The organism is Saccharothrix mutabilis subsp. mutabilis, assembly GCF_039521145.1.
GTDB classification, from domain to species: domain Bacteria; phylum Actinomycetota; class Actinomycetes; order Mycobacteriales; family Pseudonocardiaceae; genus Actinosynnema; species Actinosynnema mutabilis.
In genome coordinates, this window is record NZ_BAAABU010000019.1 from 74,756 (window position 1) to 97,856 (window position 23,101).

25 protein-coding genes and 1 pseudogene are annotated in these 23,101 nt (G+C 72.3%); 14 read left to right on the forward strand and 12 right to left on the reverse strand.

Annotated elements, in window-relative coordinates; translation table 11 throughout:
* Positions 1 to 62 precede the first annotated feature (62 nt).
* Complete coding sequence (locus ABD126_RS29660; protein WP_343937280.1) at positions 63 to 527, forward strand: hypothetical protein; 465 nt, start codon at positions 63 to 65, stop codon at positions 525 to 527.
* A gap of 36 nt (positions 528 to 563) precedes the next feature.
* Here the strand turns inward: ABD126_RS29660 and ABD126_RS29665 are convergent, their stop codons facing one another.
* Both ABD126_RS29665 and ABD126_RS29670 read right to left on the reverse strand, forming a co-directional pair.
* Positions 564 to 1,001, reverse strand: coding sequence for an SRPBCC family protein (locus ABD126_RS29665; RefSeq protein ID WP_343937281.1), 438 nt, complete (start codon positions 999 to 1,001; stop codon positions 564 to 566).
* A complete protein-coding gene (locus ABD126_RS29670; protein WP_343937282.1) occupies positions 998 to 1,219 on the reverse strand; it encodes a hypothetical protein in 222 nt (73 codons plus the stop codon). The genes ABD126_RS29665 and ABD126_RS29670 overlap by 4 nt, the downstream gene beginning before the upstream one ends.
* Before the next feature lie 175 nt (positions 1,220 to 1,394).
* On the opposite strand from ABD126_RS29670, the gene ABD126_RS29675 reads away from it, so the two are divergent.
* Together ABD126_RS29675 and ABD126_RS29680 are read left to right on the forward strand one after the other, a co-directional pair.
* Positions 1,395 to 1,796 (forward strand): ATP-binding protein, encoded by a 402-nt coding sequence (locus tag ABD126_RS29675; RefSeq protein ID WP_343937283.1) that lies wholly within the window; start codon positions 1,395 to 1,397, stop codon positions 1,794 to 1,796.
* A 2-nt stretch (positions 1,797 to 1,798) separates the two neighbouring features.
* Entirely contained in the window at positions 1,799 to 2,167 is a 369-nt protein-coding gene (locus ABD126_RS29680) for an SPW repeat domain-containing protein (protein ID WP_343937284.1), read from the forward strand.
* On the opposite strand, the gene ABD126_RS29685 is transcribed toward ABD126_RS29680, so the two are convergent.
* Both ABD126_RS29685 and ABD126_RS29690 read right to left on the reverse strand, forming a co-directional pair.
* Positions 2,152 to 2,355, reverse strand: coding sequence for a beta/gamma crystallin family protein (locus ABD126_RS29685; protein WP_343937285.1), 204 nt, complete (start codon positions 2,353 to 2,355; stop codon positions 2,152 to 2,154). The genes ABD126_RS29680 and ABD126_RS29685 overlap by 16 nt on opposite strands.
* Entirely contained in the window at positions 2,271 to 4,970 is a 2,700-nt protein-coding gene (locus ABD126_RS29690) for an NACHT domain-containing protein (RefSeq protein WP_343937286.1), read from the reverse strand. Before ABD126_RS29690 ends, ABD126_RS29685 begins: the two co-directional genes overlap by 85 nt.
* Positions 4,971 to 5,121: 151 nt before the next feature.
* Here ABD126_RS29690 and ABD126_RS29695 point away from each other — a divergent pair, with 151 nt between their 5' ends.
* Positions 5,122 to 6,261 (forward strand): PucR family transcriptional regulator, encoded by a 1,140-nt coding sequence (locus tag ABD126_RS29695; RefSeq protein ID WP_343937287.1) that lies wholly within the window; start codon positions 5,122 to 5,124, stop codon positions 6,259 to 6,261.
* Positions 6,262 to 6,684: 423 nt separating this feature from the next.
* Here the strand turns inward: ABD126_RS29695 and ABD126_RS29700 are convergent, their stop codons facing one another.
* From ABD126_RS29700 to ABD126_RS29715, 4 genes are all read right to left on the reverse strand, one after another.
* Entirely contained in the window at positions 6,685 to 7,092 is a 408-nt protein-coding gene (locus ABD126_RS29700; RefSeq protein ID WP_343937288.1) for an Imm1 family immunity protein, read from the reverse strand.
* Between the two features lie 29 nt (positions 7,093 to 7,121).
* On the reverse strand, positions 7,122 to 7,841 hold the full coding sequence (locus ABD126_RS29705; RefSeq protein WP_343937289.1) for a DddA-like double-stranded DNA deaminase toxin: 720 nt from the start codon (positions 7,839 to 7,841) through the stop codon (positions 7,122 to 7,124).
* Positions 7,842 to 7,996: 155 nt separating this feature from the next.
* Positions 7,997 to 9,136, reverse strand: a complete 1,140-nt coding sequence (locus ABD126_RS29710; RefSeq protein WP_343937290.1) for a cation:proton antiporter — start codon at positions 9,134 to 9,136, stop codon at positions 7,997 to 7,999.
* A gap of 3 nt (positions 9,137 to 9,139) precedes the next feature.
* Positions 9,140 to 9,619 (reverse strand): cation:proton antiporter regulatory subunit, encoded by a 480-nt coding sequence (locus tag ABD126_RS29715; RefSeq protein WP_343937291.1) that lies wholly within the window; start codon positions 9,617 to 9,619, stop codon positions 9,140 to 9,142.
* Positions 9,620 to 10,009: 390 nt separating this feature from the next.
* Between ABD126_RS29715 and ABD126_RS29720 the strand changes: the two genes are divergently transcribed.
* Complete coding sequence (locus ABD126_RS29720; RefSeq protein ID WP_343937292.1) at positions 10,010 to 10,477, forward strand: CBS domain-containing protein; 468 nt, start codon at positions 10,010 to 10,012, stop codon at positions 10,475 to 10,477.
* Positions 10,474 to 11,772: an ArsB/NhaD family transporter gene (locus ABD126_RS29725; protein ID WP_343937293.1), complete on the forward strand. Its 1,299-nt coding sequence runs from the start codon at positions 10,474 to 10,476 to the stop codon at positions 11,770 to 11,772. The genes ABD126_RS29720 and ABD126_RS29725 overlap by 4 nt, the downstream gene beginning before the upstream one ends.
* Positions 11,773 to 11,856: 84 nt before the next feature.
* Here ABD126_RS29725 and ABD126_RS29730 read toward each other — a convergent pair whose 3' ends face one another.
* On the reverse strand, positions 11,857 to 13,428 hold the full coding sequence (locus tag ABD126_RS29730; RefSeq protein WP_343937294.1) for an alanine/glycine:cation symporter family protein: 1,572 nt from the start codon (positions 13,426 to 13,428) through the stop codon (positions 11,857 to 11,859).
* A gap of 195 nt (positions 13,429 to 13,623) precedes the next feature.
* On the opposite strand from ABD126_RS29730, the gene ABD126_RS29735 reads away from it, so the two are divergent.
* Together ABD126_RS29735 and ABD126_RS29740 are read left to right on the forward strand one after the other, a co-directional pair.
* Positions 13,624 to 13,989, forward strand: coding sequence for a hypothetical protein (locus ABD126_RS29735; RefSeq protein ID WP_343937295.1), 366 nt, complete (start codon positions 13,624 to 13,626; stop codon positions 13,987 to 13,989).
* Positions 13,990 to 14,159: 170 nt separating this feature from the next.
* Entirely contained in the window at positions 14,160 to 14,936 is a 777-nt protein-coding gene (locus ABD126_RS29740; protein WP_343937354.1) for a glycosyltransferase, read from the forward strand.
* Here ABD126_RS29740 and ABD126_RS29745 read toward each other — a convergent pair.
* Both ABD126_RS29745 and ABD126_RS29750 read right to left on the reverse strand, forming a co-directional pair.
* Positions 14,860 to 15,393, reverse strand: a pseudogene (locus ABD126_RS29745) (class I SAM-dependent methyltransferase); the annotation flags it as partial. The gene ABD126_RS29740 and the pseudogene ABD126_RS29745 sit on opposite strands and share 77 nt — an antisense overlap.
* Before the next feature lie 23 nt (positions 15,394 to 15,416).
* On the reverse strand, positions 15,417 to 16,751 hold the full coding sequence (locus ABD126_RS29750) for an MFS transporter (protein ID WP_343937296.1): 1,335 nt from the start codon (positions 16,749 to 16,751) through the stop codon (positions 15,417 to 15,419).
* Between the two features lie 53 nt (positions 16,752 to 16,804).
* Between ABD126_RS29750 and ABD126_RS29755 the strand changes: the two genes are divergently transcribed.
* Positions 16,805 to 17,161 carry an ArsR/SmtB family transcription factor gene (locus ABD126_RS29755; RefSeq protein WP_343937297.1) on the forward strand — a complete coding sequence of 119 codons (357 nt, stop codon included), beginning with the start codon at positions 16,805 to 16,807 and terminating at the stop codon, positions 17,159 to 17,161.
* Between the two features lie 105 nt (positions 17,162 to 17,266).
* Complete coding sequence (locus ABD126_RS29760; protein WP_343937298.1) at positions 17,267 to 17,428, forward strand: hypothetical protein; 162 nt, start codon at positions 17,267 to 17,269, stop codon at positions 17,426 to 17,428.
* On the opposite strand, the gene ABD126_RS29765 is transcribed toward ABD126_RS29760, so the two are convergent.
* On the reverse strand, positions 17,420 to 17,809 hold the full coding sequence (locus tag ABD126_RS29765) for a helix-turn-helix domain-containing protein (RefSeq protein WP_343937299.1): 390 nt from the start codon (positions 17,807 to 17,809) through the stop codon (positions 17,420 to 17,422). The two genes, ABD126_RS29760 and ABD126_RS29765, sit on opposite strands and share 9 nt — an antisense overlap.
* A 144-nt stretch (positions 17,810 to 17,953) precedes the next feature.
* On the opposite strand from ABD126_RS29765, the gene ABD126_RS29770 reads away from it, so the two are divergent.
* From ABD126_RS29770 to ABD126_RS29785, 4 genes are all read left to right on the forward strand, one after another.
* On the forward strand, positions 17,954 to 19,255 hold the full coding sequence (locus tag ABD126_RS29770) for a hemolysin family protein (RefSeq protein ID WP_343937300.1): 1,302 nt from the start codon (positions 17,954 to 17,956) through the stop codon (positions 19,253 to 19,255).
* On the forward strand, positions 19,252 to 20,295 hold the full coding sequence (locus ABD126_RS29775; RefSeq protein ID WP_343937301.1) for a hemolysin family protein: 1,044 nt from the start codon (positions 19,252 to 19,254) through the stop codon (positions 20,293 to 20,295). Before ABD126_RS29770 ends, ABD126_RS29775 begins: the two co-directional genes overlap by 4 nt.
* A gap of 35 nt (positions 20,296 to 20,330) precedes the next feature.
* Positions 20,331 to 21,272 carry a sporulation protein gene (locus ABD126_RS29780; RefSeq protein ID WP_343937302.1) on the forward strand — a complete coding sequence of 314 codons (942 nt, stop codon included), beginning with the start codon at positions 20,331 to 20,333 and terminating at the stop codon, positions 21,270 to 21,272.
* A gap of 158 nt (positions 21,273 to 21,430) precedes the next feature.
* On the forward strand, positions 21,431 to 22,951 hold the full coding sequence (locus ABD126_RS29785) for a hypothetical protein (protein WP_343937303.1): 1,521 nt from the start codon (positions 21,431 to 21,433) through the stop codon (positions 22,949 to 22,951).
* Positions 22,952 to 23,101 lie beyond the last annotated feature (150 nt).

Genomic DNA, 23,101 nt, shown 5'->3' on the forward strand with positions numbered 1-23,101 from the left:
CGGGGCAGCTCAGCGGGCTGAGGATCGAGGTCGCGGCGTGTGAGCGTCGAGGGGTGGGTGAGATGGGTGCTGTTGTGACGCGCGGGTACAGGACCGCGGTGGTGAAGACCAGCCGCCGGCTGTCGGGAATGCTCGCGATCATGGTCGGGCGGGCCGGCTCGCGGCGGTCTCGTGTCCGTGGGTTCGGCGTGACGGTCGCCACCGTGGCCGTCCTTGCCGGTTGCGGCGGTCCCGACGACCCACCCGACGCCCCGTCGAGCACCTCGCCCCCTGCCGTCACGGCTCTCCCTCCGACGACGACCGGGCCGGCGACGACCACGCTGCGTGGTGAGGTCGTGGCCGGTGTCGAGCCGGGGTGCCTGGTGTTGATGACCGACCGGGGGCAGTACCTCCTGCTCGGCGGCGATCCCCAGGTGGTTCGCGCGGGCGCCCGGGTCGTCGTGGAGGGCACGCCGGAGCCGGACCAGGCGACCACGTGCCAGCAGGGAACACCGTTCACCGTCCACAAGGCCACGCCGGCGCAGTGACCGGGGGCGTCGGCCTTCGCCCTCTGGTTCGCGTTTTCAGGTCAGGACGGTGCCCGCCCACCACGGCGCGCAGTCGTGCTCGGCGGCCACCGCTTCGGCGAGGCCGTCCAGCGCGTGGTGCAGCCAGGTCTCGACGGTCGCGCGGTGGGTGGCGTGGTGGAGTTCGACCTGGGCGGTGACGGCGCTCCGGCCGGGGGCGATGTGCAACACCCGCGCGGTGCCGGAGTAGCTGGCGCCCGCTGTGCCCCACGTGATGCGGCGCGACTCCCAGTCGACGTCCACGCGGCGTTCGACGATGTGGTGGACGCCGCCGCGCCCGATCCACAGGCGCACCAGGTCGGGCCCGTAGCGGTCGACGTCGAGGCCCGCCGGGAGCCACACCGACACGTCGTCCAGGTCGGTCATCACTTCGAAGACGGCGTCCGCGTCGGTCGGGACCGATCGGGTCAGCGTCACGCGGACCGTCCGGCTCATCGGTTCGCCCCGGACGGCAGTGTGCCCAGGCGGTGGTGGGCCAGGCGGTGCAGCATCTCGCCGATCGCCTCGGGCACGATCTGGCCTTCGAGGTCGCGGCGGGCGTCGGCGACGGTGCTGAGGACCACCTTGCGCGGCACGCGTCCGCCGAACTCGGCCGCGAGCCGGGTCACGGTGTCCTTGACCAGCGGATCGGTGCTGAACTCTTCATAGGTCACGGTGTGCCCCTGTTCCTGCGGTGTCCACGCCATCCTCCGCGAAGGAGCCGGGGATGCATCTGACGACTGGCTGACGATCGGGTCCGCTGCGGGAGCACGGCGTTTCGCAAGGCGATCGCAAGGTTCCCCGAGGCCTGTTGCCACCAGGATGGGACAAGGCGTCCGGGGAGAGGTGGTGTCCACTGTGGACGAAGACGGGGGAAGCAGGCCGGTGACCCCCGAATCCGTGGCGCTCGTGATCGAGGAGGGGGACGCCCCCTCGGACGAGGAGGTCGCGCGGTGGTTGGCCGACCAGCTCGACGGCTGGCTCGACCGCGACCGTGTGGTCATCGGCGTCGTCGTCGGTGAACTGCTGGACAACGCCCGCCGGTACGCGTCGCCTCCTTACGTGGTGCGACTGGGCGTGGACGAGGTCCGTGAGGTCTTGGTGGTCGCCGTGCGCGATGCGCCGTTGACGCGGTTCGACGGTTGGGATCGCGGCGCGGGACTGCTGCTGGTGGACGCACTATGCTCACGCTGGGGCGTGTTGGCCAAACCGGGGAGCACTGTCGTGTGGGCCGAGTTGGTGTTCGACTGATCATGCGAACCGCTGTTCCGATCGGTCCGCTGTGCGTGGCCGCGTTCTTGCTGGGGTTGTGGTTGGTGCTGGCCCCGTTCGCGTTCGGGTACGGGATCGCCGATGCGCGGCTGACGTTGCACACCAACGACGTGCTCGCGGGTGCGGCCGTGGTCATGGTGTCCGTGGTCGGCATGATGGCGCTGGAGGAGGCGCCGTGGACGGGGCCGCTGCTGTGCGTGGCCGGGTTGTGGATCGCGTTGGCGCCGTTCATGCTGGACCACCGCGCGGGTACCGACGCCACCGCCGCGACGGTGAACGACTGGGCGGTGGGCGGCGGGATCGCCGTGCTCGGTGCGGCGCTCGCGTTCCTGGCTCACCGGCTCCGCTGAACCGAACCGACGTGCTCGATGCTGGACGACCAGTCCTCGTAGTCGGGGTACTCGTCCGGGCCGACCAGGTGGGACAGCGCCGCGTCCACCAGGTCGGTGGCATCTAGGCCGGTGTGCGCGAGCAGCGCCTGCGCCGCTCCCGTCCCCGGCACGGTGAGCAGCGCCAACGCGAGCAGACCGCCGGACACCGGGGACACCTCGTAGTGCTCGGCGGCTCGGGTGGCCAGGGTGAGGGCGTCGGCCAGGTGCTCGGAGATCTCCGGTTCGTCGCCGTCGAGCACCAGCGGGGTGACGCCTCCGGTGTCGTCGGCCTCGGCGAGGTCGTCCAGGTCGGGGTGGTCGAGGCGGTCCCAGAAGCCGGCCCAGTCCGGGTCGGTGTCTTCCTCCGCGAGCGCGACGAGCACCGCGCCGGTCCGGAGCGGGCCGTCGTGCCATGACGCCGCGAGGTGGAGGGCCTCTTCGACCGCGGGCGCGACGTCCGCGCTTTCTGTCCACGTGATGGTGCGGCTGCGGTCCTGGTACGACCCGCGAACGAGTCGGCCCTGGCGGACAGGTACACCCCGATCAAGCCGGGCGGCTGGATCGCGAGCAGCCAGTCGTAGAGGTCGGACAGTTCGGCGGTGGCGTCGTCGGCGCCGCTGTCGATGACGGCTTCCCACCACGCGATCGCCCTGCGGGCGGCCAGGAGGTGGGGCAGCGGCGCCATGCACCGGCGGTCGCCGTGCAGGCGGTTCCAGGCGGCGCGGGCGGACCGGTCGTAGAACGCGACCGCCTCCAGACGGCGCAGCGCCGCCAGAGCGCCGTCGTCGTCGGTCTCCGCGAGCGCCCGCTCGGTCTCGGCGATCACCTCCCGGGCGGAGCGGGGCGGCAGCGGGCGGGCGAGGTGCCACTGCACGGTGCGGTGCCGGAACTGGAGCACCTCGCCGTTGCGGCGCAGCACCCCGCGCTTGTGGGCGTCTTCCAGGAACCCGACCAGCCGCAGCGGCGTCCGGCGCAGCGCCGCGCTCGTCACGGCCGCCACGCGGAAGCGGAACCACGCCGTCCGCCAGAACACCGCGGTGAACGCGACGACCGCCGCCGCGGCTCCGACGGCGACCGCGAGCAGCCACCGGTCGGGCGTGTCGGGCACGTCGAGGGGGAACCGGACGTCCCGCAACTCCTCGTCCGGCAGGAGTGCTCGCAGGTAGTCGGCGATGAACGGCCAGCCGACGGCCACGGCTGCCGCCGCACAGGAGCCCAGCACCACCGCGAGGTAACCGCCGCGCATCAGACCGGTGCGCAGGTCAGCGGCCAACTGGGCGCGCAGGCCGCTTCTGGCCTCCGACCCCGACACGGTCAACCGCACCCAGATGACGCTCACCGTGAACGTCGCCGCCCAGAACAGGGCGATCGCCCACCAGTCCTGCCTGCGCGCGAGTTCCGCGAGCTCCACCGGCGGGCCGAACTGCCGTGACGCTTGGTAGGTCATCTGCAAGTGGGCGGCGACCACGGCCGCGACCCCGATGAGGGTGAGTCGGAACGAGGTCTTGAGCCTGAGCAGGACGAGGCGCCACGCCCCTCGATCGGCCGGTCGGCGTGGCGTCGGCGGCGCGGAATCCGGGAAGGGCGAGGGCAGTCCCGCGTTCCACCACACGAACTCCGTCGACCGGCGGAACGTCAGCAGCGCCGCGATCGACCCGAGCCACCGGTGCACCCGGACCGACTCGCCGCCGTACGCGCTGGTCAGGTAGTGCGACAACAGGTGGCGTTCGATGTCGCCCGACGTGGGGAACACCGCGTCGTCGACCAGTTCCCCCGGCTGGGACCCGCGTTCGCGGTACACCACGGAGGCCAGGTGCAGCAGCAGGGGCGAGGACAACGCCCGCGCGGCCACCCCGTCCGGCTCGGCGCGCAGCAGGTCGAACACCGGGTCCCAGCGCCGCGCGTCGCCCCGGCTCGCCGTCGCCAGATAGGCGATCGACTCCTCGACGCCCACCGAGCCCAGCGCCACGACCCGCGTACCGCCGACGCGCAGGCACTCCTCGGGCACGATCGCCTCCAGCGCCGCGGCGGTGCAGGCCAGGACGAACTCCCGGTCGGGGGAGTCGAGGGTGCGGGCCAGCGCCGAGCGGGCGGCGGGCCACAGCGCCTCGGGCAGTTCGTCGACGCCGTCGAGCACCGGCAGGACCCGGCGGGTGCTGACCACGTCGATCGGCTCGGGGCCGCGCCTGCGCCGTCCCGGCGGGCCGAGCCGGCGGCGGACGACCTCGTCCAGGCCCTCCGCGGCGGGGTTCCAGGTCGAGAGGTTGACCAGCACGGGCACGGGCGCCCGGTCGTCGCGCCCGCGCAGCAGTTGCCGCGCGACCATCAGCAGCGCGGTGCTCTTGCCGCTGCCCGCCGCGCCGGTCAGCACGACCCGGCGCGGGCCGCGGCCCAGTCCCGCGACGACGGCGTCGAGCGTCGTGGGGCCGGCCGGGTCGACCCGGACCGGCAGGTCGATCCACGTGCCGAGCGCCCGCGTGCGCAGCTCGTCGTCGATCTCGTCCCGGAACGTGACCGCCAGCGACTCGGCCACGGCGTTCAACGCCTCCGGTGACGCGCTCGCCGCCCGCGCGGCTTCGTCCTCCGCGCGCCAACCGCGCCGCAGGGTCAGCAGGGTCAGCGCCATCGCGCCGGCCACGAGCACCGCGAACCCCTGCCACGGGTAGCGCTGGAAGACCCGCAGCCCCCACGGCCACGGCTGGGTGCTGGAGGAGGCCGCGTTCGTCGCGACGGCCAGCGCCGCCGACACCGCCACCAGCGTCAGCGACCACAGCGCGAGCACCGATCGGTCACGCCGAGGCGACCAGCGACCCATGACCCGACCGCACCCCCGTCGAAGACTCCGGCGAACACCAGATGATCGCCTCGGCCGCCCGGGGTCGTTACGGCGTGCTTGGTCCGTTCGGGTGGGCGTGGGTGCGAACCTGTGCCTCATGGCGAGGAAGGAACCGGTGCCGGTGATGGACGTCGCGGACATCGCGCGGCGGGCGAGTCAGGACGCCCAGGGCGTCCCGGCGGACCTGCTCGACGGCTACCTGGAGGCGTTGGCGCAGGTCAGCGCCGGTGGTGGGCGGCTGTCGGCCGAGCACCTGGAGTCGCGGCGCGCGGTGGGCGCGGTGGCGGCCGAGCGCGGGGTGTCGATGAGGGGCGCGATCGACCTGTACCTGAGCGCGACGTGGTTGGCGTGGCCGTCGTTGCCGGGTGTGCGGGGCTCGACGGGCGCGGAGATGTTCACCGCGGTGGGCAAGGCGGTGTTCCGGGCCGCCGACGCGGCGGTGGGCGCGCTGGCCGAGGGGTACGAGGAGGCGCGGCGCTGGGCGGTGCGGCGGGAGGAGTCGTCGCGGCGGGAGTTCGTGGACGACCTGCTCGACGGCCGCAACCTGGGGGAGTTGGCCGAACGCGCGGAACGGGTCGGGTTCCGGCTCGCGGCGCGGACGGTCGTCGCGGTCGCGTGGATCGACGAGTCCTTTGTGGACGGCAGTGCGCCGGTGCGCCGGGTGGACGCTTCGCTGCGCGCCCGGGTCGACGCGCGCGACGTGCTGGTGACCACCAAGGAGGGGTTGCTGGTGTGCGTGGGTCCGGAGCGGTTGATCGGGTTGGCGGAGGAGTTCGTCCGGCTGGTCGGCGCGGCGGTGGGTGAGGACGTGGCGTGGCGGGTGGGCGTCGGCCTCGCGGAGGACGGGCCGGGCGGGCCGGTGCGGTCGTTCGGGCAGGCGCGCGACGCGCTGGACGTGGCCGAGCGCCTGGACCTGCCCGGCCGCGTGCACCGCGCCTCGGACCTGCTGCTCTTCCAGGTGCTGGGCCGCGACCGCGCGGCGCTGGCCGGTCTGGTGTCGGCGGTCCTGTCGCCGCTGCGGGAGGCGCGCGGGGGTGGCGATGCGCTGGTCGAGACGTTGTCGGCGTACTTCGCCTGCGGCCGGGTGGCGACCGAGTGCGCCCGCGTGCTGCACATCGGGGTGCGGACGGTGACCTACCGGCTCAAACGGGTCGAGGAGCTGACCGGCTACTCCGCTGACGACCCCGTGCAGGGGCTCACCCTCCACGTGGCGGTGCTGGGGGCGAAGCTGCTCTGAGGTTGCCGGAGGTCGGCAAACAACGGCGTGATCATTGGCCGGTCGCGCACGTTGTCGGCCGGTGCCGTGCACGGCAGCATTAGCGCCAACGCCGGCGCGGGGGTGTCGGTGGCGAGGACCGGCCAGGGGGGAGAAACACGCCGTGGTACGGGTGCTCTGGTCGGTCCTCGCAGGGGGTGGAGTCGGGGGAACAGGGGGCAACGGGCGCTCCTGACCGTCGGGGAGCGGTGGGAGCATGCCCTTTCCAAGGCGCACCGGAGCGCGATGCGCGTGCTCCGGTGCGTCGACCCCGGGCCAAGGGCCGTCGACGCGGCGGGGAGTGGTCGTCGGCGTGGGGGAGCGCCGTGGGACCCGTGGTGAGCGGTTGTGGCTCGCCCTTTGCTTGCGTCTGGGCGTCCGGCCGGGCCTACGCCGGAATGGTCTTCAGTCGGTGGCGACCCAGGTCAAACCCTCGGGCCGCCGTCCCTCGCCGGCGAGCAGACCCCAGAGCGCGGCCCGTACCACCGTGAGCGGCACTTCAGCGTCCGGCGGGAACTCCTGGCCACTGCCGAAGTAGGCGAAGACCACGCCGTTCGGGTTGGTCAGCTCCCCCTTGGCGTACCAGGTACCTTCCTCTCCGCTGTAGCGCACCGCACCGACGTTGGTTCGGCTGCTGGCGCCGATGAGCAACTCGTGGTCGGGCAGGGTTTCGCTGCCCTCTTGGATGGCGTAGGCCGTGGCGGCGGTGTACTCGGGCCCGAGGGTCAGCAACTCGTCCACAAAGGCGTTCACCTCGGCCCGCGTCCGCAGGTGGGTGGTCGGCTGGTCGTGACGGTAGGCCACCTCAAGCACGTACGCCACGGTTAGCGTTCCTTTCCGGTCTAGGTCTTCCTGCCGCCTGGCCAGTGGACCGTGAGGCGCTGGCCAGGCTTGAGCACCCTCGGCACGATCCGGTCACAGGACAGCGGCCCGGCGTCACACGGGCGGTTGTTCACCGCCAAGGTAGCGTCAGCCCCACTCGCTTCCCTGACCTGGATGGCGACTTGCACCTCGACGTGGTCGGCCACGGCCGGCGTTCCTCGCGCCGGGGCCAGGCCCAGCTCGCGCAGGCCCATCACGGCTTGTTCTCTCAGCTCACCTCGGCCGCTGTGGATCGGGCCGTGCACTGTGCCGGACGCGTCCACCCAGAAGCCCGAAGTCTTCTCGGTGGGGTCGGTGCGGACCGGTAGAGCCTTGAGCAGGTCTTGCGCTTCCTTGGGCGGGCCATCAGCAACAGGCCCGGCGGCCGCGGGGCCGGTGCTGGGGGGAGTGGATCGTGGCACACCGGCTTGCGGGTCGTCCCGTCTTTCCAGGCGGTTGATGGCCGCTGTCGCGGCTTGCTGGACAACTGTAAGGCGCTGCTGTAGCCCGGTGATGCCCTCGGTGGCCTTCTCGAACCAGCCGAGCACGTGCCGGAACTCGTCTTGGTTGCTTCCGGTGGCGACCTGCTCGATGAGCGCGCTGGCCTCCTCGGCCAGGTCGAGGGCATCAGCCAAGGCCGCGAACGGCAACTGGTCCACGGCGGCCTTGAGCGCCGCGACGACTTCCCCGATGCTCGCCACCCGCCCTCCTCAGGCTGAGACCGCCCGGATGGTGGCACGAACGAGCCGGCGATGACGTGGCTCCGAGTCGAGACAACCCGTCAGGGCTAAGGCCCCGATGGGTTGAGGGTTGCCGCGGTCCACGCGCCGGAGGCCAGTGCCCGCAGGTCGCCGGGTCAGGTGGGTCGGGCCGCGCCGAACCAGCGGGTGATGACCGGGCCGGCGGTGGCCAGCAGCAGGACGTAGGCGGTCACCAGCGGTCCCAGTTCGGGGTGTCCCGCGCCGGCGAGGCCGACGATCACGATGGAGAACTCGCCGCGCGCGATCAGCGCCGTGCCCGCGCGCAGCCGGCCCCGCCGTCCCGCGCCGTCGCGCCCGGCGGCGTACCAGCCGGTGGCCAGTTTCGCCGCCACGCCGGCGGCGGCCAGGGCCAGCGCGACCGGCAGCACCGGCAGCAGGTCGGCGGGGCTGACGGCCAGGCCGATGGCGAGGAAGAACGCGGCGGCGAACAGGTCGCGCAGCGGGGCCAGCACGGCGCGGGCGCGTTCGGCGGCCTCGCCGGTCAGCGTCAGGCCGACCAGGAACGCGCCCACCGCCGCGGACACGTCGACGAACTCCGCCAGCGCCGCCACGACGAGCGTGGTCCCCAGCACGCGCAGCATCAGCTGTTCGGCGTCGGGGTGGGCCAGCCACCGGTTGACGTGGTGGCCGTAGTGGTGCGAGGCGAGGAACGCCGCCCCGACCGCGCCGACCGCCACCAGCACGCCCAGCGACGCCTCCCACCACGCGCCGCCGGCCGCGAGCACGGCCAGCACCGGCAGGTACAGGGCCATCGCGAAGTCCTCCATGACCAGGACGGCCAGCACCGACGGGGTCTCCCGGTTGCCCAGCCGGCGCAGGTCGTCCAGCAGCCGGGCGACGATCCCCGACGAGGACACCCACGTCGCGCCGGCCAGCGCCACGACACCCACGACGTCCAACCCGAGCAGGAGGCCGGCCACGACGCCGGGCGCGACGCCCAGCACCAGGTCCACCAGCGCCGAGGGCAGGTGGCGGCGCAGGCTGTGGGTGAACTCCGCGGTCGAGAACTCCAGGCCCAGCGTCAGCAGGAGCAGCACCACGCCGATGGACGCCCCGGTCTCGACGAACTCGCCCGCCGCCGGGACCGGCGCGATGCCGCCCTCGCCCAGCACGAGACCGGCCAGCAGGTACAGCGGGATGGGGGACAGGCCGACCCGGCGGGCCAGCGCGCCCAGGGCGCTGAGCGCCAGGAGGATGACGCCCAGTTCCAGCAGCAGCGCGAGCGAGGTGTGCACGCCTCAGCCTTCGAAGATCCGCCGGACGCCGTCGATCCCCTCGTGCGTGCCGATCACCACCAGCACGTCACCCGCCCGCAGCACTTCCGTGGGCGCCGGTGAGGCGATGACGTCCTCGCCGCGCACGACGGCCACGATCGACGCGCCGGTGCGGGTCCGCGCGCGGGTCGAACCCAGCGGCTGGTCGACGTGCGGGGTCCCGGGCGGCACGACGACCTGGCCCGCCGCGAGGCCGGGCACCTCCTTGGTGAGGTCGGCGAAGCGTTCGGCGATGCGCGGCGCGCCGAGGATCTCGGCCACCGTGTCCGCCTCGTCGCGGGTCAGGCGCAGCAGCGGGCGGCTCTCGTCGGGGTCGTCCGGCTCGTAGGCGACCACCTCGAACCCGCCCGACCGGCGGGCGATGATCCCGACCCGCTGCCCGTCGGCGTTGGTGAACTCGTAGCGCAACCCGACCCCGGGCAGGAGCACCTCGTTGACGTCCATCGCCCCATCATCGCGCCCGCCGATCCCCCGCACCGGCAACCGCGCCGTCCTGCGCCCGACCGGTGTCGCCGGGTAGGGTGTCCCGCGGTGTGCCGGGAAGCCTGGTCGGCGACGGATGACGTCATGCCCGCGACCAGGAGGAGACATGCCCGGACCGCTCGGGACCGACTGGTGACGCCCGCAGCGGCCGAGGCGACCGCCGCCGTACCGGTCAGTGGCGCTCGACGGCGCGGAGCACCAACACCGCGACCGCGAACCCCGCGATCAGCAGAAGCGCGATTACCAGTCCGGACATGGGTGCATACCTCGTGTGTGGTGCGCTGACAACAGATCGATGCTAGCGCACCTTGTGACTGCTGCCACAGAGACTCTTGCCAGGGGGTGTTGACCATGCGTGCTCGTGATCTCGCCGAGGACTACCCGCTCGTCCGGTTGAGCGACAACGCGTTGGACGCGGCGCGGCTGATCGCCGAACAGCGGCGGCCCGGTGTGGTCGTGGTCGACGACGACGGCCATCCGGTGACGGTGCTGCCGGGTTCGCAGGTGTTGCGGTTCAGCGTGCCCGGCTACGTGCAGGAGGACCCGTCGCTGGCGCGGGTCTACGACGAGCAGGGCGGCGCGGACGTGTGCGTGCAGCGGCTCTCGGACCGGTCGGTGAAGGAAGTCCTGCCGCCCAAGGAGAAGCGGTACGAGCTGCCGATGGTGACCGGGGACGCCACCGTGCTGGAGTGCGCGGCGACGATGGCCCGGTTGCACACGCCGCTCATCGTGGTCGCCGACGGCGGGAAGATCCACGGCGTCGTCACGGCGTCACACCTGTTGGAGGTCATCCTGAACGCCTCGGAGTCGCCCGCATGACGCTCAGCCAGGTCCTGTCGGTGGTCGTGTTCATCGGCGCCTACATCCTGATCGCCACCGAACGGGTCCACCGCGTCGCCGCCGCTCTCGGCGGCGCGGCCCTCATGCTCGCGCTCGGTCTCACCAACGGCGAGACCGCGTTCCACTCGCTCGACGCCGGCGTGGACTGGAACGTCGTGTTCCTGCTGCTCGGCATGATGATCATCGTCGGGGTGATCAAGCAGACCGGGCTGTTCGAGTACCTGGCGATCGCGGCGGCCAAGCGCGCCAAGGGAAAGCCCTACGCGATGCTGGTCATGCTGGTCGTGATCACCGCGGTCGCGTCGGCCGCGTTGGACAACGTGACCACGGTGCTGCTGATCGCGCCGGTGACCTTCCTGGTCTGCGACCGGTTGGGGCTCAACCCGATCCCGTTCCTGATCGCCGAGGTGATGGCGTCCAACATCGGCGGCACCGCCACGTTGATCGGCGACCCGCCCAACATCATCATCGCCAGCCGCGCGGGCTTCTCCTTCAACGACTTCCTCGTCCACCTCGCGCCGTTCGTGGTCGTGATGATGGTCGTGTTCGTCGTGGTGTGCCGGTGGTTGTTCCGCGACGCGTTCCACTACGACGAGAAGCGCGTCGCCGAGGTGATGGCCCTGTCGGAACGCGAAGCGATCCGCAACCGGACGTTGCTGGTGCAGAGCCTGGTCGTGCTCGCGTTGGTGCTGGTCGGGTTCACGTTGCACAGCGCGCTGCACGTCGAGCCTTCGGTGGTGGCGCTGCTGGGCGCCGGGCTGCTGGTGCTGATCTCCAAGGTGACCACCGAGGAGGCCATCGCCGATGTCGAGTGGGAGACCCTGGTCTTCTTCATGGGCCTGTTCGTCATGGTCGGCGCGTTGGTGAAGACCGGTGTCATCGGCGAGGTGTCCAGGGCGCTGGCCGATGCCGTGAGCGGGCAGCCGCTGGTCGCGGTGATGGCGTTGCTGGGGATTTCCGCGCTGTTGTCGGCCATTGTGGACAACATCCCGTACGTGGCGACCATGTCCCCGATCGTGGGTGACCTGGTGGCGGCGCAGGGTGGGACGGCGCAGGCGGAGTCGCTGTGGTGGTCGCTGGCGCTGGGCGCGGACCTGGGCGGCAACGCGACCGCCGTGGGCGCCAGCGCCAACGTGGTGGTGCTGGGCCTGGCGGCGCGCAACGGCACGCCGATCAGCTTCTGGACCTTCACCCGCTACGGCCTGGTGGTGGCGACCCTGTCGATCCTGCTGGCCGCGCCCTACCTGTGGCTGCGCTACTTCGTCCTGGCCTGAGGTTCCCGGCAGGCCGCACGTCCTCGGGCGAACCCGGCGGCGGCGCGGGGGTGGTCCACGCCCTTGGACCACCCCCGCGCCGGTTCACTTGACTTCGACGGCGGTCGCGTCTTCCACGCGTTCGCTCTTGAGGTGCTCGCGGAACTCGACCAGTTCCCGCTTCACCACCGGCGCCAGCAGGTACAGGCCGATGATGTTGAACAGCGCCAGCGCGAACAGCACGGCGTCGGCGAAGTCGAGCACGCTGCCCAGCGTGAGCACCGAACCCACGACCGTGAACAGGCAGAAGATGATCCGGTAGGTCATCTCGCTGCCCTTGGACTTGCCGAACAGGAACGTCCAGGACTTCTCGCCGTAGTAGCTCCACGTGATGATGGTGGAGACGGCGAACAGCACCACGGCCACGGTCAGCACGTACGGGAACCACGGCAGCACCGTGCCGAAGGACTCGGACGTGACGGTGACACCGTCCGGCCGCGGGCCGCCGGCGGCGAACGTGGCCTGGGCGTCGCGCCAGAACTGCGTCTGCGCGATGACGATCGTCAGCGCCGTCATGGTGCAGATGACGACGGTGTCGATGAACGGCTCCAGCAGCGCCACGTACCCCTCGGTCACCGGGCGGCGGGTCTTCACCGCGGAGTGCGCGATCGACGCCGACCCCAGGCCGGCCTCGTTGGAGAACGCCGCCCGCTGGAACCCGACGATCAGGGCACCGACAGCGCCTCCCGCGACGCTGTCGGCGCTGAACGCGCCGGTGACGATCTCGCCGATGGCGGCGGGGATCGTGGTGATGTTGAGCAGGATGACGACGAGGCACGCCGACACGTAGATGATCGCCATCGCGGGCACCAGGCGCCCGGTGACCTTGCCGATCGACTTGATGCCGCCCAGGATCACCATGCCGACGACCAGCGCCAGGACGACGCCGACGACCAGCGCCGCGCCGTCGCTGCCCAGCACGCCCTCCTCGCCGCCGGTCACGGTGCGCAGCTGCGCGAAGGTCTGGTTGGCCTGGAACATGTTGCCGCCCGCGATCCCGAAGAACAGGATCATGACGGCCGCGGCGGTGGCCAGGACGCGGCCGACGACCTTGCCCGCCGCGTTGGGGAACCGTTCGGCGATGCCCTTGCGCAGGTAGTGCATCGGGCCGCCGGACACCGACCCGTCGGGGTGCATGTCCCGGTACTTCACGCCCAGCGTGCACTCGACGAACTTCGTGCACATGCCCAGCAGGCCGCACAGGATCATCCAGAACGTCGCGCCGGCGCCGCCGATGGTCACCGCGACGCCGACGCCCGCGATGTTGCCCAAGCCGACCGTGCCGGACACCGCCGAGCTGAGCGCCTGGAAGTGGCTGATCTCGCCCGGGTCGTCGGGCTTGCTGTGCTTGCCGCGCACGATCCGCAGCGCGGTGCCGAAGCCGCGCAGCTGGATCACGCCGAAGTAGGCGGTGAAGATCGCGGCGGCCACGACGAGCCAGCCCACGATCCAGGGGAAGGTCACCCCGAACACCGTGATCTGGGCGAAGATGAACGACGACAGCGCCTCGGACACGGGCGTGAACGTGCTGTTGATCGCCTCCTCGATCGAGGACAGGGTGCCGCCTTCGGCAGCCAGCACCGTCGTTGAGGGGTCTGGTGGTGGACTCGTGGTCATGGCCGCGCAGTGCACCCCATCCGGCCCCTCAATGCAAAGACTTGTTGAGAAAGGCTTGAGGTTCGCTTTCCGCGTCCGCTCATGACCCTCGCGCGGGCGGCGGGGTGCCGCCTCCGTCCGATCCGCGGCGTCGCCGGACCGACCGCCGTCGCGGCGGTCACGGCTTCCGCCGGGCGGTGTCGGGGTGGCAGCGGGGTGCGCAGCAGCGACAGCATCATCGCGGCGGGTCGGACGAGCAGGATCGCGATGATCGCCACCGCCCAGTCGCCGACGGTGAGGTGGGAGATCAGCTCGGGGGCCCGCGGCGAAGGCGGCGAGGTAGGGGTTGGCGTGGGTGAGGTGGCAGCCGGCGTAGACGATGACCCCGATCGCCGGCGGCCCCAGGGCCTTCAGGCGGGGTGCGGCGGTGAGAACCTTGAGCCGCCAGGCGAGGGCGACCACGGCCGCCACCGCGATGCCCAGCGCCAGCCCCGCGACGAGTACGTGTTGGACGCGATCCGGGCCGGTGGCTCCACCGACGCGGGCGCGTTGGCCGAGACGCGCGTCGGATCAAGCCGTTGATGGCGGACGTGCTGCGCGACCTGGGTCCCGTCGCACGCGACTCGAAGGCCGACGTCGTGGTGCACGCGCCCAGCGTGCCGGCGCAGCACGTGGCGGAGCTGCTCGGGGTGCCGGCGGTGCTGGCGACGTTCCAGCCGGGTTGGGTGCCCACGTCGGCGTTCCCGTGCCCGATGGTGCCGCTGCCGAGGCTGCCCCGGTTCGTCAACCGGGCGACGTACCTGGCGGTGTCGGCGACGCTGCGCTCCTTCGCCGGGATCGTCGACGACTGGCGTGCCCGGGACCTGCGCCTGCCGCGCCGCAAGGGCGGTCACGACCTGTTGCACGTCGCCGAAGGGCGCTCCCGTCTGGTGCTCCAGGCGTTCAGCCCTGCCGTGGCGCCGGTCGCGCCGGACTGGCCGGAATCGGTGCGCACCACCGGTTTCTGGTACCTGCCATCGGGGGAGTGGGTGCCACCCGCCCGGCTGGCGCAGTTCCTGGACGCCGGAGCACCGCCGGTCTACATCGGATTCGGCAGCATGGCCGGCCGCGACGCCGAACGCACGGGACGGGTGGTGGTCGAGGCGGTGCGCGCGGCCGAGGTGCGGGCGGTGCTCGCCACCGGGTGGGGCGGGATCGACGCGGCGGCCTCCTCGGACGTGCTGGTGATCGACCACGCCCCGCACGACCGGCTGTTTCCGCGTATGGCAGCCGTGGTCCACCACGGCGGCGCGGGCACGACGGCCGCGGCACTGGCCGCCGGCGTGCCGCAGGTGGTGTGCCCGTTGGTCGCCGACCAGCCCTACTGGGCGCAGCGGGCGCACTCTCTCGGCGTCGCGCCGCCACCCGTGCCACGGCCTCCAGCGCGAGACCGAAGTGCCACAACCGCTTCTTCAGCACGAACTGCCGGTAGGCCGCGTCGGCGCCGTAGCGGGCGGTGCCGTCGAGGAAGTCCTGACGGACGTGGGTGAACACCAGTTCGCTGCCCGCCGGCGCGCCGGCGAGGTGGTCGAACGTCGCCCGCACGGCGTCCTCGGTCAGGTACTGGGTGACCGCCTCCCACACGAACAGGGTCCGCAGGTCGGGTCGGTAGCCGTGCGCGGCGGGCACGTCGCCGAGGACGTCACGCACCCGTGCGCGTTTGCGCTTGATGTTGCTCGGCGCGTCCACCTTGAAGACGGGGACCCCGGCGGGAGCGGCCAACCGGTAGGCCCGCGTGTCGAACCCGGCGCCGAGCACCACCACCGCCTCGATGCCGCCGTCGATCGCCGCACCCCGGCCAACTCGTCCCGTGCCAAGGGGGACTCGGTGTACTGGTCGACCGCCACGACGACCATGGGTCCCACCGCGGTCTGCGCCGTGCCGCTGCTCATGTGTGCTCCATCCGGGATCGACGGGCAGGACAACGCCGACCAGACTTCCCGGCACACCACCGCCACCGTACAACAGCGTCAGGCGGGCCAGCGGGTGTGGAGGTCGTCGATCCGGTACGGGTGGGTGTGGCGCCAGCGGCCGTTGACCAGTTCCGCGTCGTGCAGGTGGGTGTGGTCGCAGTGGTGGTCGTGTTCGTGTTCGACGGTTTCCGGGTCGTGGGTCGGCCAGACGCGCGCGGCGAACGTGGTGGCCGTGATCGTGGTGCCGCCGAGGACGAGCAGGGTGGTGGTCAGGCCGGCGGTGGTGGCGAGCCAGCCGGCGAGGGGGTAGCACAGCAGCCAGCAGGCGTGGGACAGGGAGAAGTCGGCGGCGAACAGCGCCGGCAGGTCGTGCGGGTGTGCTGAGCGGCGCAGCAGGCGTCCGCCCGGGGTGAGGACCAGTGAGCTGCCGGCGCCGATCGCGGTCCACAGCACCAGCAGCGCGGGCCAGTTCCAGTCGGCCGGCCACGTGGTCACGCAAGCGGCGACCAGCAGGGTGGCCGCGAGGAGCCCGGACGCGCGGATCATGGCGGTGCGGTCGGGGAAGCGGTCCAGGACGCGGGGCAGGGCGAGGGCGGCGGCCAGGGAGCCGAGGCCGTTGGCGGCCAGCGCCAGGGCGACGGCGGTGTTGTCGAGGGCGAGCTGGTCGCGGACGTAGGCGACGGTGTTGACCAGCACCATCGACCCGGCGGCGGCGACCGCGAGGTGCACGGCGAGCAGGCCGCGCAGGCGCGGGGTGGCCAGGTAGATGCGGATGCCGCGGGTGGTGGCGTCGAGGGTGCGGTCGGTGGTGCGGGCGTCGGTGGTGCGGGGCAGCGCGGCGGCGACGACGAGCACGGCCGAGGCCGCGAAGCCCAGCGACGTGCCGACGAAGAGCAGGTCGTAGCTGATCACGGTCAGCAGGGCGGCGGCCAGCAGCGGGCTGAGCAGGGCTTCGAGGTCGTAGGACAGCCGCGACAGGCTCAGTGCGCGGGTGTAGTCGCGTTCGTCGGGCAGCAGGGTGGGGATGGTGGCCTGGAACGCCGGGGTGAACGCGGCGGAGGCGGCTTGCAGCAGGAAGATCAGCAGGTAGACCTGCCAGATCTGATCCACCCACGGCAAGGCGAGCGCGATCACCGCGCGGGTCAGGTCGAGGGTGGCCAGCAGCGCCTTGCGGGGCAGGCGGGCGGCCAGCGCGCCGGCGACGGGCGCGATGCCGACGTAGGCGACCATCTTGACGGCCAGCGCGGTGCCCAGCACGGCGCCGGCGTCGGGTCCGGCGAGGTCGAAGGCGAGCAGGCCGAGGGCGACGGTGGCCAGGCCGGTGCCGGTGAGGGCGAGGACCTGCGCGGTGAACAGCCGCCGGTAGGCGGGGTTGCCCGGGACCGCGAGCATCGCTGACCTCCGAGGTGGCTTTCCGGGTCGGTGCACTGGCACCATACGTGCTCATGTACGCACGCGACGACGTTGCAACAGCCGACAAGTGGCAGCAGCTACCTCCTGGCGAGCTGGTCGACACGGCCGTGGACGGGTTCCGGATGCTCGCCGACGCCACCCGGCTGCGGCTGATGTGGTTGCTGTGCGGCGGCGAGTTCGACGTGACGACGTTGGCCGAGGCGGTGGGGGTGGCACGGCCCGCGGTGTCGCAGCACCTGGCCAAACTGCGGCTCGCGGGCCTGGTGGCGGTGCGCCGCGACGGGCGGCGGGCGGTCTACCGGGTGCGCGGCGGGCACGTGCGGCGGTTGCTGGGCGAGGCGGTCCACGCGGCCGACCACCACCTGACCGGCCGTCCCGACCACGACTGAGACACCACCGGGACACCAGGCGTCGGCGAGCGGATTTCACCCGTTGGCGCAGCGGAGTCGTGCCGACGGCGGTATCTGGTCGGGAGTGGTCCTCACCTTCCAGGTATGAGGCTCCTGTTGTGGTTCGCGCTGGTCTGCCTGTGCGTGGCCGGTGGGGCGGAGCTGCTCGGCCTGGCCTCCGGCGTCCTGCTCGTGGCCTGTGCCGACGACAGCGCCGTCACGCTGCGGGGCGGGCATCCCATCGGTGATGGGGACGGGTCACGGTAAGGGCGGGATCTGCAGGGCCGTGGTGATCAGCGAGTGGATGCGGGTCGCGATGGCGGCGAGCAGCCCGTGCATCTCCGGGGACGCGGTCTCGGCGGCGGCCTGCAGGGCGCGCATGTCCTCGTCGATGCGTTCCATGATCTCGGCGATGTCGGTCCGCCCGGCGGTCAGCGCGGTGGAGATCTCCTCCAGGGGAACTCCCTGGACCTCCAGGCGTTGGACCAGGTGGATGCGCTCGACGTCCGACGGGTGGTACAGCCGGTAGTTGCCGGCGGTGCGCTTGGCCGGACTGAGCAGGCCCAGACCGGTGTAGTAGTCCACGGTGCGCGGGCTGACCTGCGCGCGGGCGGCGAGTTCACCGATCTTGAGCAGGACGTCGGTCACGCGGGCTCCCTCGGTCGGACACTCTCCGTGAACCGTACAGTTGCACGTGTTAGTATGAAGTGTGCCTGAAGAGACCGACGCAGACGGTTGCAGTAACCAGCCGGGTCCGGCCCGGCTGACCATTCCCCCCACGGCGGGTGCGCCGTGTTGATCCTGTCCGGCCTGCTGGCGATCGTGGCCCTCACCGCGGCCACCGGGTACTTCGTCGCCCAGGAATTCGCCTACATGGCCGTGGACCGCGGCCGGCTGCGGCGCAGCGCCGAGGCCGGCGACAAGGCCGCCGAGCGGGCCTACCGCGTCACCCAGCGCCTGTCGTTCATGCTTTCGGGCGCCCAGTTCGGCATCACGCTGACCGCGCTGCTGGCCGGTTACGTGGCCGAGCCGCTGCTGGGCACGGGCCTGGCGAACGTGCTGGGCGTGACCGGCCTGCCTACGGCGGTCGCGGTGTCGCTGTCGATGGCGCTGGCCCTGGTGTTCGCGACGGTCGTGCAGATGGTGCTGGGGGAGCTGTTCCCCAAGAACCTCGCCATCGCCGAGCCGGAGGCGCTGGCCAAGGCGCTGAGCGCCTCCACCCTGGTCTACCTCAAGGTCGCCGGGCCGCTGATCCGGCTGTTCGACGCCACCGCCAACAGGCTGCTGCGGTCGGTGGGCATCGAACCGGTCGAGGAGCTGCCGCAGGGCGCGACCTCCGAGGACCTCAAGCAGATCATCGGCGACGCGAACGAGCAGGGCCACCTCGACCCCGAGCTGACGCAGCTGCTCGAACGCGGCCTCGGGTTCCGCGAGCTGGTGGCGGAGCAGGCGATGACCCCGCGCGTGTCGGTGCGCACGATCCACGCGGGCGACCCGGTCGCGCGCGTGGTCGAGCTGCTGGACACCGGTCACTCGCGCTTCCCCGTGGTCGGCGACGACCTGGACGACCTGCGCGGCGTGGTCGGGCTGGCCGAGGTGCTGACCGTCGAACCGGGCAAGCGCGGCCACACCCCGGTCGGCGACATCGCCTCGGCCGCGCTGGTGGTGCCGACGACGCTGCCGCTGCCGGCCGTGCTGGAACGCCTGCGCGGCGAGCACCGGCAGTTGGCGTGCGTGGTGGACGAGTTCGGCGGGTTCGCCGGCGTCGTGTCGTTGGAGGACCTCGCCGAGGAACTCGTCGGCGAGATCCACGACGAGGACGACCACGTGCGGGACGCGATCGAACCGCTGGGCGAGCACGTGTGGCGGGTGCCCGGCCGGATGCGCGTGGACGAGGTCGCCGACGCCACCGACGTGGAGCTGCCCGCCCACGACACCTACGACACCGTGTCCGGGCTGGTGCTGCACCGCTTGGGCCGCACCGCCGCGATCGGCGACGAGCTGGAGGTGGACGGCGCGTCGATCCGCGTCGTGGAGGTGGCCCGCAACGTGCCCGCGGCCGTCATGCTGACCGCTCGGGGGGAGACCCGATGAGCACGACCTGGTCCCTCCTGCTGTCGCTGGTGCTGCTGGTGGCCAACGCCTTCTTCGTCGCCGCCGAGTTCGCGCTGGTCGCCGCCAAGCGGCACCGGCTGGAAGCGGCGGCCGAGGACAGCCGGGCCGCGCGGGCGGCGGTGGCCGGCATCCGCGAGCTGTCGCTGATGCTCGCCGGCGCGCAACTGGGCATCACGCTGTGCACGCTGGGGTTGGGCGCGCTGGCCAAGCCCGCCGTGGCCGACCTGGTGGACCCGGTGCTGCGGGCGACCGGCCTGCCCGACGGCGTGGCCTACGGCATCGCTTTCGCCCTGAGCCTGGTGCTGGTGGTGTTCCTGCACATGGTCGTCGGCGAGATGGCGCCCAAGTCGTGGGCCATCGCGCACCCGGAGCGGTCGGCGGTGCTGTTGGCGCTGCCGTTCCGCGGGTTCGCGCACTCGGTGCGCTGGCTGCTCAGTGGCCTCAACCGGACCACCAACGCGTTGCTGCGCTTGCTGAAGGTGCAGCCGCAGGACGAGTTGGCGCAGGCGCACCGGCCCGAGGACCTGCGGATGCTGGTCCGCCAGTCCGCCGAGCACGGCCTGATCCCCGAGGGCCAGCACAAGCTGCTCACCCGGATGCTCCAGCTCCAGCAGACCACCGTGGCGCAGGTGATGGTGCCGATCGAGGACGCGATCAGCGTCACCGAGCACACCGGCGCCGCCGCGATCGAGCTGCGCAGCCGCGAGTCCGGGCGGTCGCGCTTCCCCGTGCTGGACCGGCACGGCCACTACGTCGGCCTGGTGCACATCAGGGACGCGGTGCGCGCCATCGCGGCCGGCGAGCCGAAGAAGGCGCGCGACCTGATGACCGTGCCGCTCACCCTGCCCGTCGAGCAGCCCGTGGCCCAGGCGGTGACCGCCATGCGCGGCAGTCGCGCCCAGCTCGCGCTCGTCGCCCACGGCGGGGACGTCGTGGGCATCGCGGCGCTGGAAGACCTCCTCGAAGAGCTGATCGGCGACTTCGAGGACGAGACCGACCCGGTCGTACGCACCTCCTGAGAACACCCACACCCCTTCCCGGAGGAAGACACCTGATGTTCAAGCGGATGCTCAAGGCCTTCGGCGTCGGCGGACCGTCCGTCGACACCGTCCTGGACTCGCCGCACGCCGTGCCCGGCCAGGTGGTCACCGGCCAGGTCCGCATCCAGGGCGGCAGCGCGGAAGCCCGGATCGACCGGATCGTGCTGTCCCTGGTCACGCGGGTCGAGGTCGAGCACGGCGACCACGAGTACGGCGGCGTCTCGGAGTTCCTGCGCGCGGTGGTCGCCCAGGACGTCCAGGTGGCGCCCGACCAGCCCGTGACCGTGCCGTTCCAGCTCGCGCTCCCGTGGGAGACGCCGATCACCGCCGTCGGCGGGCAGCCGCTGCCCGGCATGACCGTCGGCGTGCGGACGGAGCTGGTGATCTCCGGCGCGCCCGACAAGGGCGACCTGGACCCGGTGCTGGTCGGGCCGCTGCCCTCGCAGGACCGCGTGCTCGACGCGTTCGGGCAGCTCGGCTTCCAGTTCCGCAGTGCCGACGTCGAGGCCGGCCGCATCGCGGGCGTCCACCAGGAACTCGGCTTCTACCAGGAGATCGAGTTCTTCCCGCCCGCGCAGTTCGCCGGTCGGGTCAACGAGGTCGAGCTGACCTTCGTCACCAACCCGCACGAGCTGGTCGTGGTGCTGGAGGCCGACAAGCGCGGCGGCCTGTTCTCCTCCGGCGGCGACGCGTTCGGCCGCTTCCACGTCACCCACGACGACGCGCTGCGCACCGACTGGGCGAGCGCGATCAACCAGTGGCTGACCCAGGTGGCGGCCGGCGGCCCGGCTGTGCACGGCACCCCGGCGTACGGCCACCACGGCCACCACCGGGGTCCGGGCATGGGCGGTGTCGTGGCCGGCGCGGCGGCCGGTGTCGTGGGCGGCATGATCCTCGGCGAGGTCGTCGAGGACGCCTTCGGCGACGACGGCGGGGACTTCGCGTTCGAAGAGTGACTCTTCGCGTTGACGATCCGGCGGGTCTCGGCCTGCCGGATCGTCGCGTTCGGCGGCACGACCCTCGTCCATGCAGGCCAAATGGGCAGCATGGTTAGCCCATTCGGCCGGCATGTGAGGGTATTGCGCCTGTCGGACGCCCGGTGGAGCTTGATGGCATGGGCACCGCCCGTGACGACCGCACACCACCCGCGCCACGGCGTGAGCCGGTCCGCGCGGCCCGCCCGGCCGTGGCCGGGTTGCTGGCCCTGCAACGCGGCGCGGGCAACGCCGCCACGTGCGCGGCGGTGCGCCGGATGCCCGTGGTCCAGCGGGCGATCGGGCTGGAGATCGAGGTCGCCATCCCGGTCGACCAGCTCACCGGCCCGCAGGCCGCGCACCTGGCCACCTATGAGGCGGCCGTGCCACCGAACCGGGTCGGCGCCATGGGGTTCGCGCAGAACAACGGGTGGGTGCAGTACGGCACCGTCGTCCGGCCGCCGGCGAACGGGTTCCACGTCGAGGCCGATCACGACAACCGGGTGCTGTCCCTTCCTCCGCTCCAGCAGCCGTTGGCCGAGGGCGGCGTGAACTCGATCCTGGAGATCGTGACCGACGCCAACGCCGGGGACACCGTGGCCCAGTTCCGCCAGACCATCCAGGCGGTCCGAGCGTGGATCGCGGCGGTGGAGGCCGCGACGGCGGGGATGACCACGCGCGCGACGCCACCCGGCGGCCCGGCGAACCTCCACATCGGCCCGATGACCTACGGCGCGCCGCTGGCCGCGCGCCGGCCGCAGCACAACTGGTTGGGCAGCGTCCAGGTCAACCTCGGCGTCGACCTGCGCGAGTACCACAGCATGATGAAGTGGTACGCCAACTCCCGCTTCGCGAAGGCCAAGCGCGTCCCACCCGCATCCCAGCAGATCTTCCGGGACATCAAGGCGCACCTGCGGCTCGCGGTCGCCGTGGGCCGGACCGTCACCGCGGACATCATCGCGGGCAACCTGCCCGCGGTGGGTGGCGCCGTCCCGCCCGCGTTGACCGCGCCGGTGGTCCAGCAGACGGGCAACCTGCGCGGCATCCGCGGCTGGATGACCCACATGGCCCTCTACCTGGCGCGCGCCAACGCGGCCGGGCTGAACGGCAGCCTCAAGAACCTCGCGCCCATGCTGCTGAAGACCCCACCCGCCGTCGCCACGCACTACGGCCTGACCGCCGCCGAGATCGCGGTCTTCAACGCCCGTTCCCAGTCGATCCTGGAACACATCCTGACGCTGGTCGGCCGACCGGTAGGGCCCGGCGCGGGCCCCGGCACGCCGGTGTTCGGCGCGCACGCGGCAGGCGGGAACGACGTGGCGACCGCTCCCTGGACCGCGGTGGCGCCGACCGGCGCGGACCTGATCAACCTGGCCGGCGGCGTGGTCCCGCTGGCCGGCACACCGTTGTTGGGCGCCACCGGCGTAGGCCCGGCCCGCACCGGAGCCCACCTGGGCGGCCTTCCCGCGCCCGCGGCCGGCGTCGTCGGGGGCCTGCACGCCCCCGGAGGCCCACCGCCCGTGGTGGGCGCGGGCGCACGCGGCGGCGTGGTCACGGAGTTCCGCACCCTGCCCGGCTACTACCCGCCGAACCAGTGGGAGGCACTGGGCGTGGCATTCCTCCGCGCGGCGAAACGCCGCAACAGCCGTCCGGGTGTGTGAGGCGGCTGCCCATCGGCGCTCCGGTGCGCTGAGGGCCGACCGCAGAAATGCGTTGAATGCGGGGCGAGTCGAGGTTCTCGAAGCCGTGGTGGGGCGCGGCGATGGCACGGAGTGCGACGAGGAGCAGGCTTCGGTGGGTGTGGGTGGGCG

Bases quoted from the DNA above. Each gene is read 5' to 3' on its own strand.
- ABD126_RS29660 (WP_343937280.1), top strand. From the start codon at position 63: ATGGGTGCTGTTGTGACGCGCGGGTACAGGACCGCGGTGGTGAAGACC.
- ABD126_RS29665 (WP_343937281.1), bottom strand. From the start codon at position 1,001: ATGAGCCGGACGGTCCGCGTGACGCTGACCCGATCGGTCCCGACCGAC.
- ABD126_RS29680 (WP_343937284.1), top strand. From the start codon at position 1,799: ATGCGAACCGCTGTTCCGATCGGTCCGCTGTGCGTGGCCGCGTTCTTG.
- ABD126_RS29695 (WP_343937287.1), top strand. From the start codon at position 5,122: ATGGCGAGGAAGGAACCGGTGCCGGTGATGGACGTCGCGGACATCGCG.
- ABD126_RS29715 (WP_343937291.1), bottom strand. From the start codon at position 9,619: ATGGACGTCAACGAGGTGCTCCTGCCCGGGGTCGGGTTGCGCTACGAG.
- ABD126_RS29720 (WP_343937292.1), top strand. From the start codon at position 10,010: ATGCGTGCTCGTGATCTCGCCGAGGACTACCCGCTCGTCCGGTTGAGC.
- ABD126_RS29725 (WP_343937293.1), top strand. From the start codon at position 10,474: ATGACGCTCAGCCAGGTCCTGTCGGTGGTCGTGTTCATCGGCGCCTAC.
- ABD126_RS29730 (WP_343937294.1), bottom strand. From the start codon at position 13,428: ATGACCACGAGTCCACCACCAGACCCCTCAACGACGGTGCTGGCTGCC.
- ABD126_RS29740 (WP_343937354.1), top strand. From the start codon at position 14,160: ATGGTGCCGCTGCCGAGGCTGCCCCGGTTCGTCAACCGGGCGACGTAC.
- ABD126_RS29750 (WP_343937296.1), bottom strand. From the start codon at position 16,751: ATGCTCGCGGTCCCGGGCAACCCCGCCTACCGGCGGCTGTTCACCGCG.
- ABD126_RS29755 (WP_343937297.1), top strand. From the start codon at position 16,805: ATGTACGCACGCGACGACGTTGCAACAGCCGACAAGTGGCAGCAGCTA.
- ABD126_RS29760 (WP_343937298.1), top strand. From the start codon at position 17,267: ATGAGGCTCCTGTTGTGGTTCGCGCTGGTCTGCCTGTGCGTGGCCGGT.
- ABD126_RS29775 (WP_343937301.1), top strand. From the start codon at position 19,252: ATGAGCACGACCTGGTCCCTCCTGCTGTCGCTGGTGCTGCTGGTGGCC.
- ABD126_RS29780 (WP_343937302.1), top strand. From the start codon at position 20,331: ATGTTCAAGCGGATGCTCAAGGCCTTCGGCGTCGGCGGACCGTCCGTC.
- ABD126_RS29785 (WP_343937303.1), top strand. From the start codon at position 21,431: ATGGGCACCGCCCGTGACGACCGCACACCACCCGCGCCACGGCGTGAG.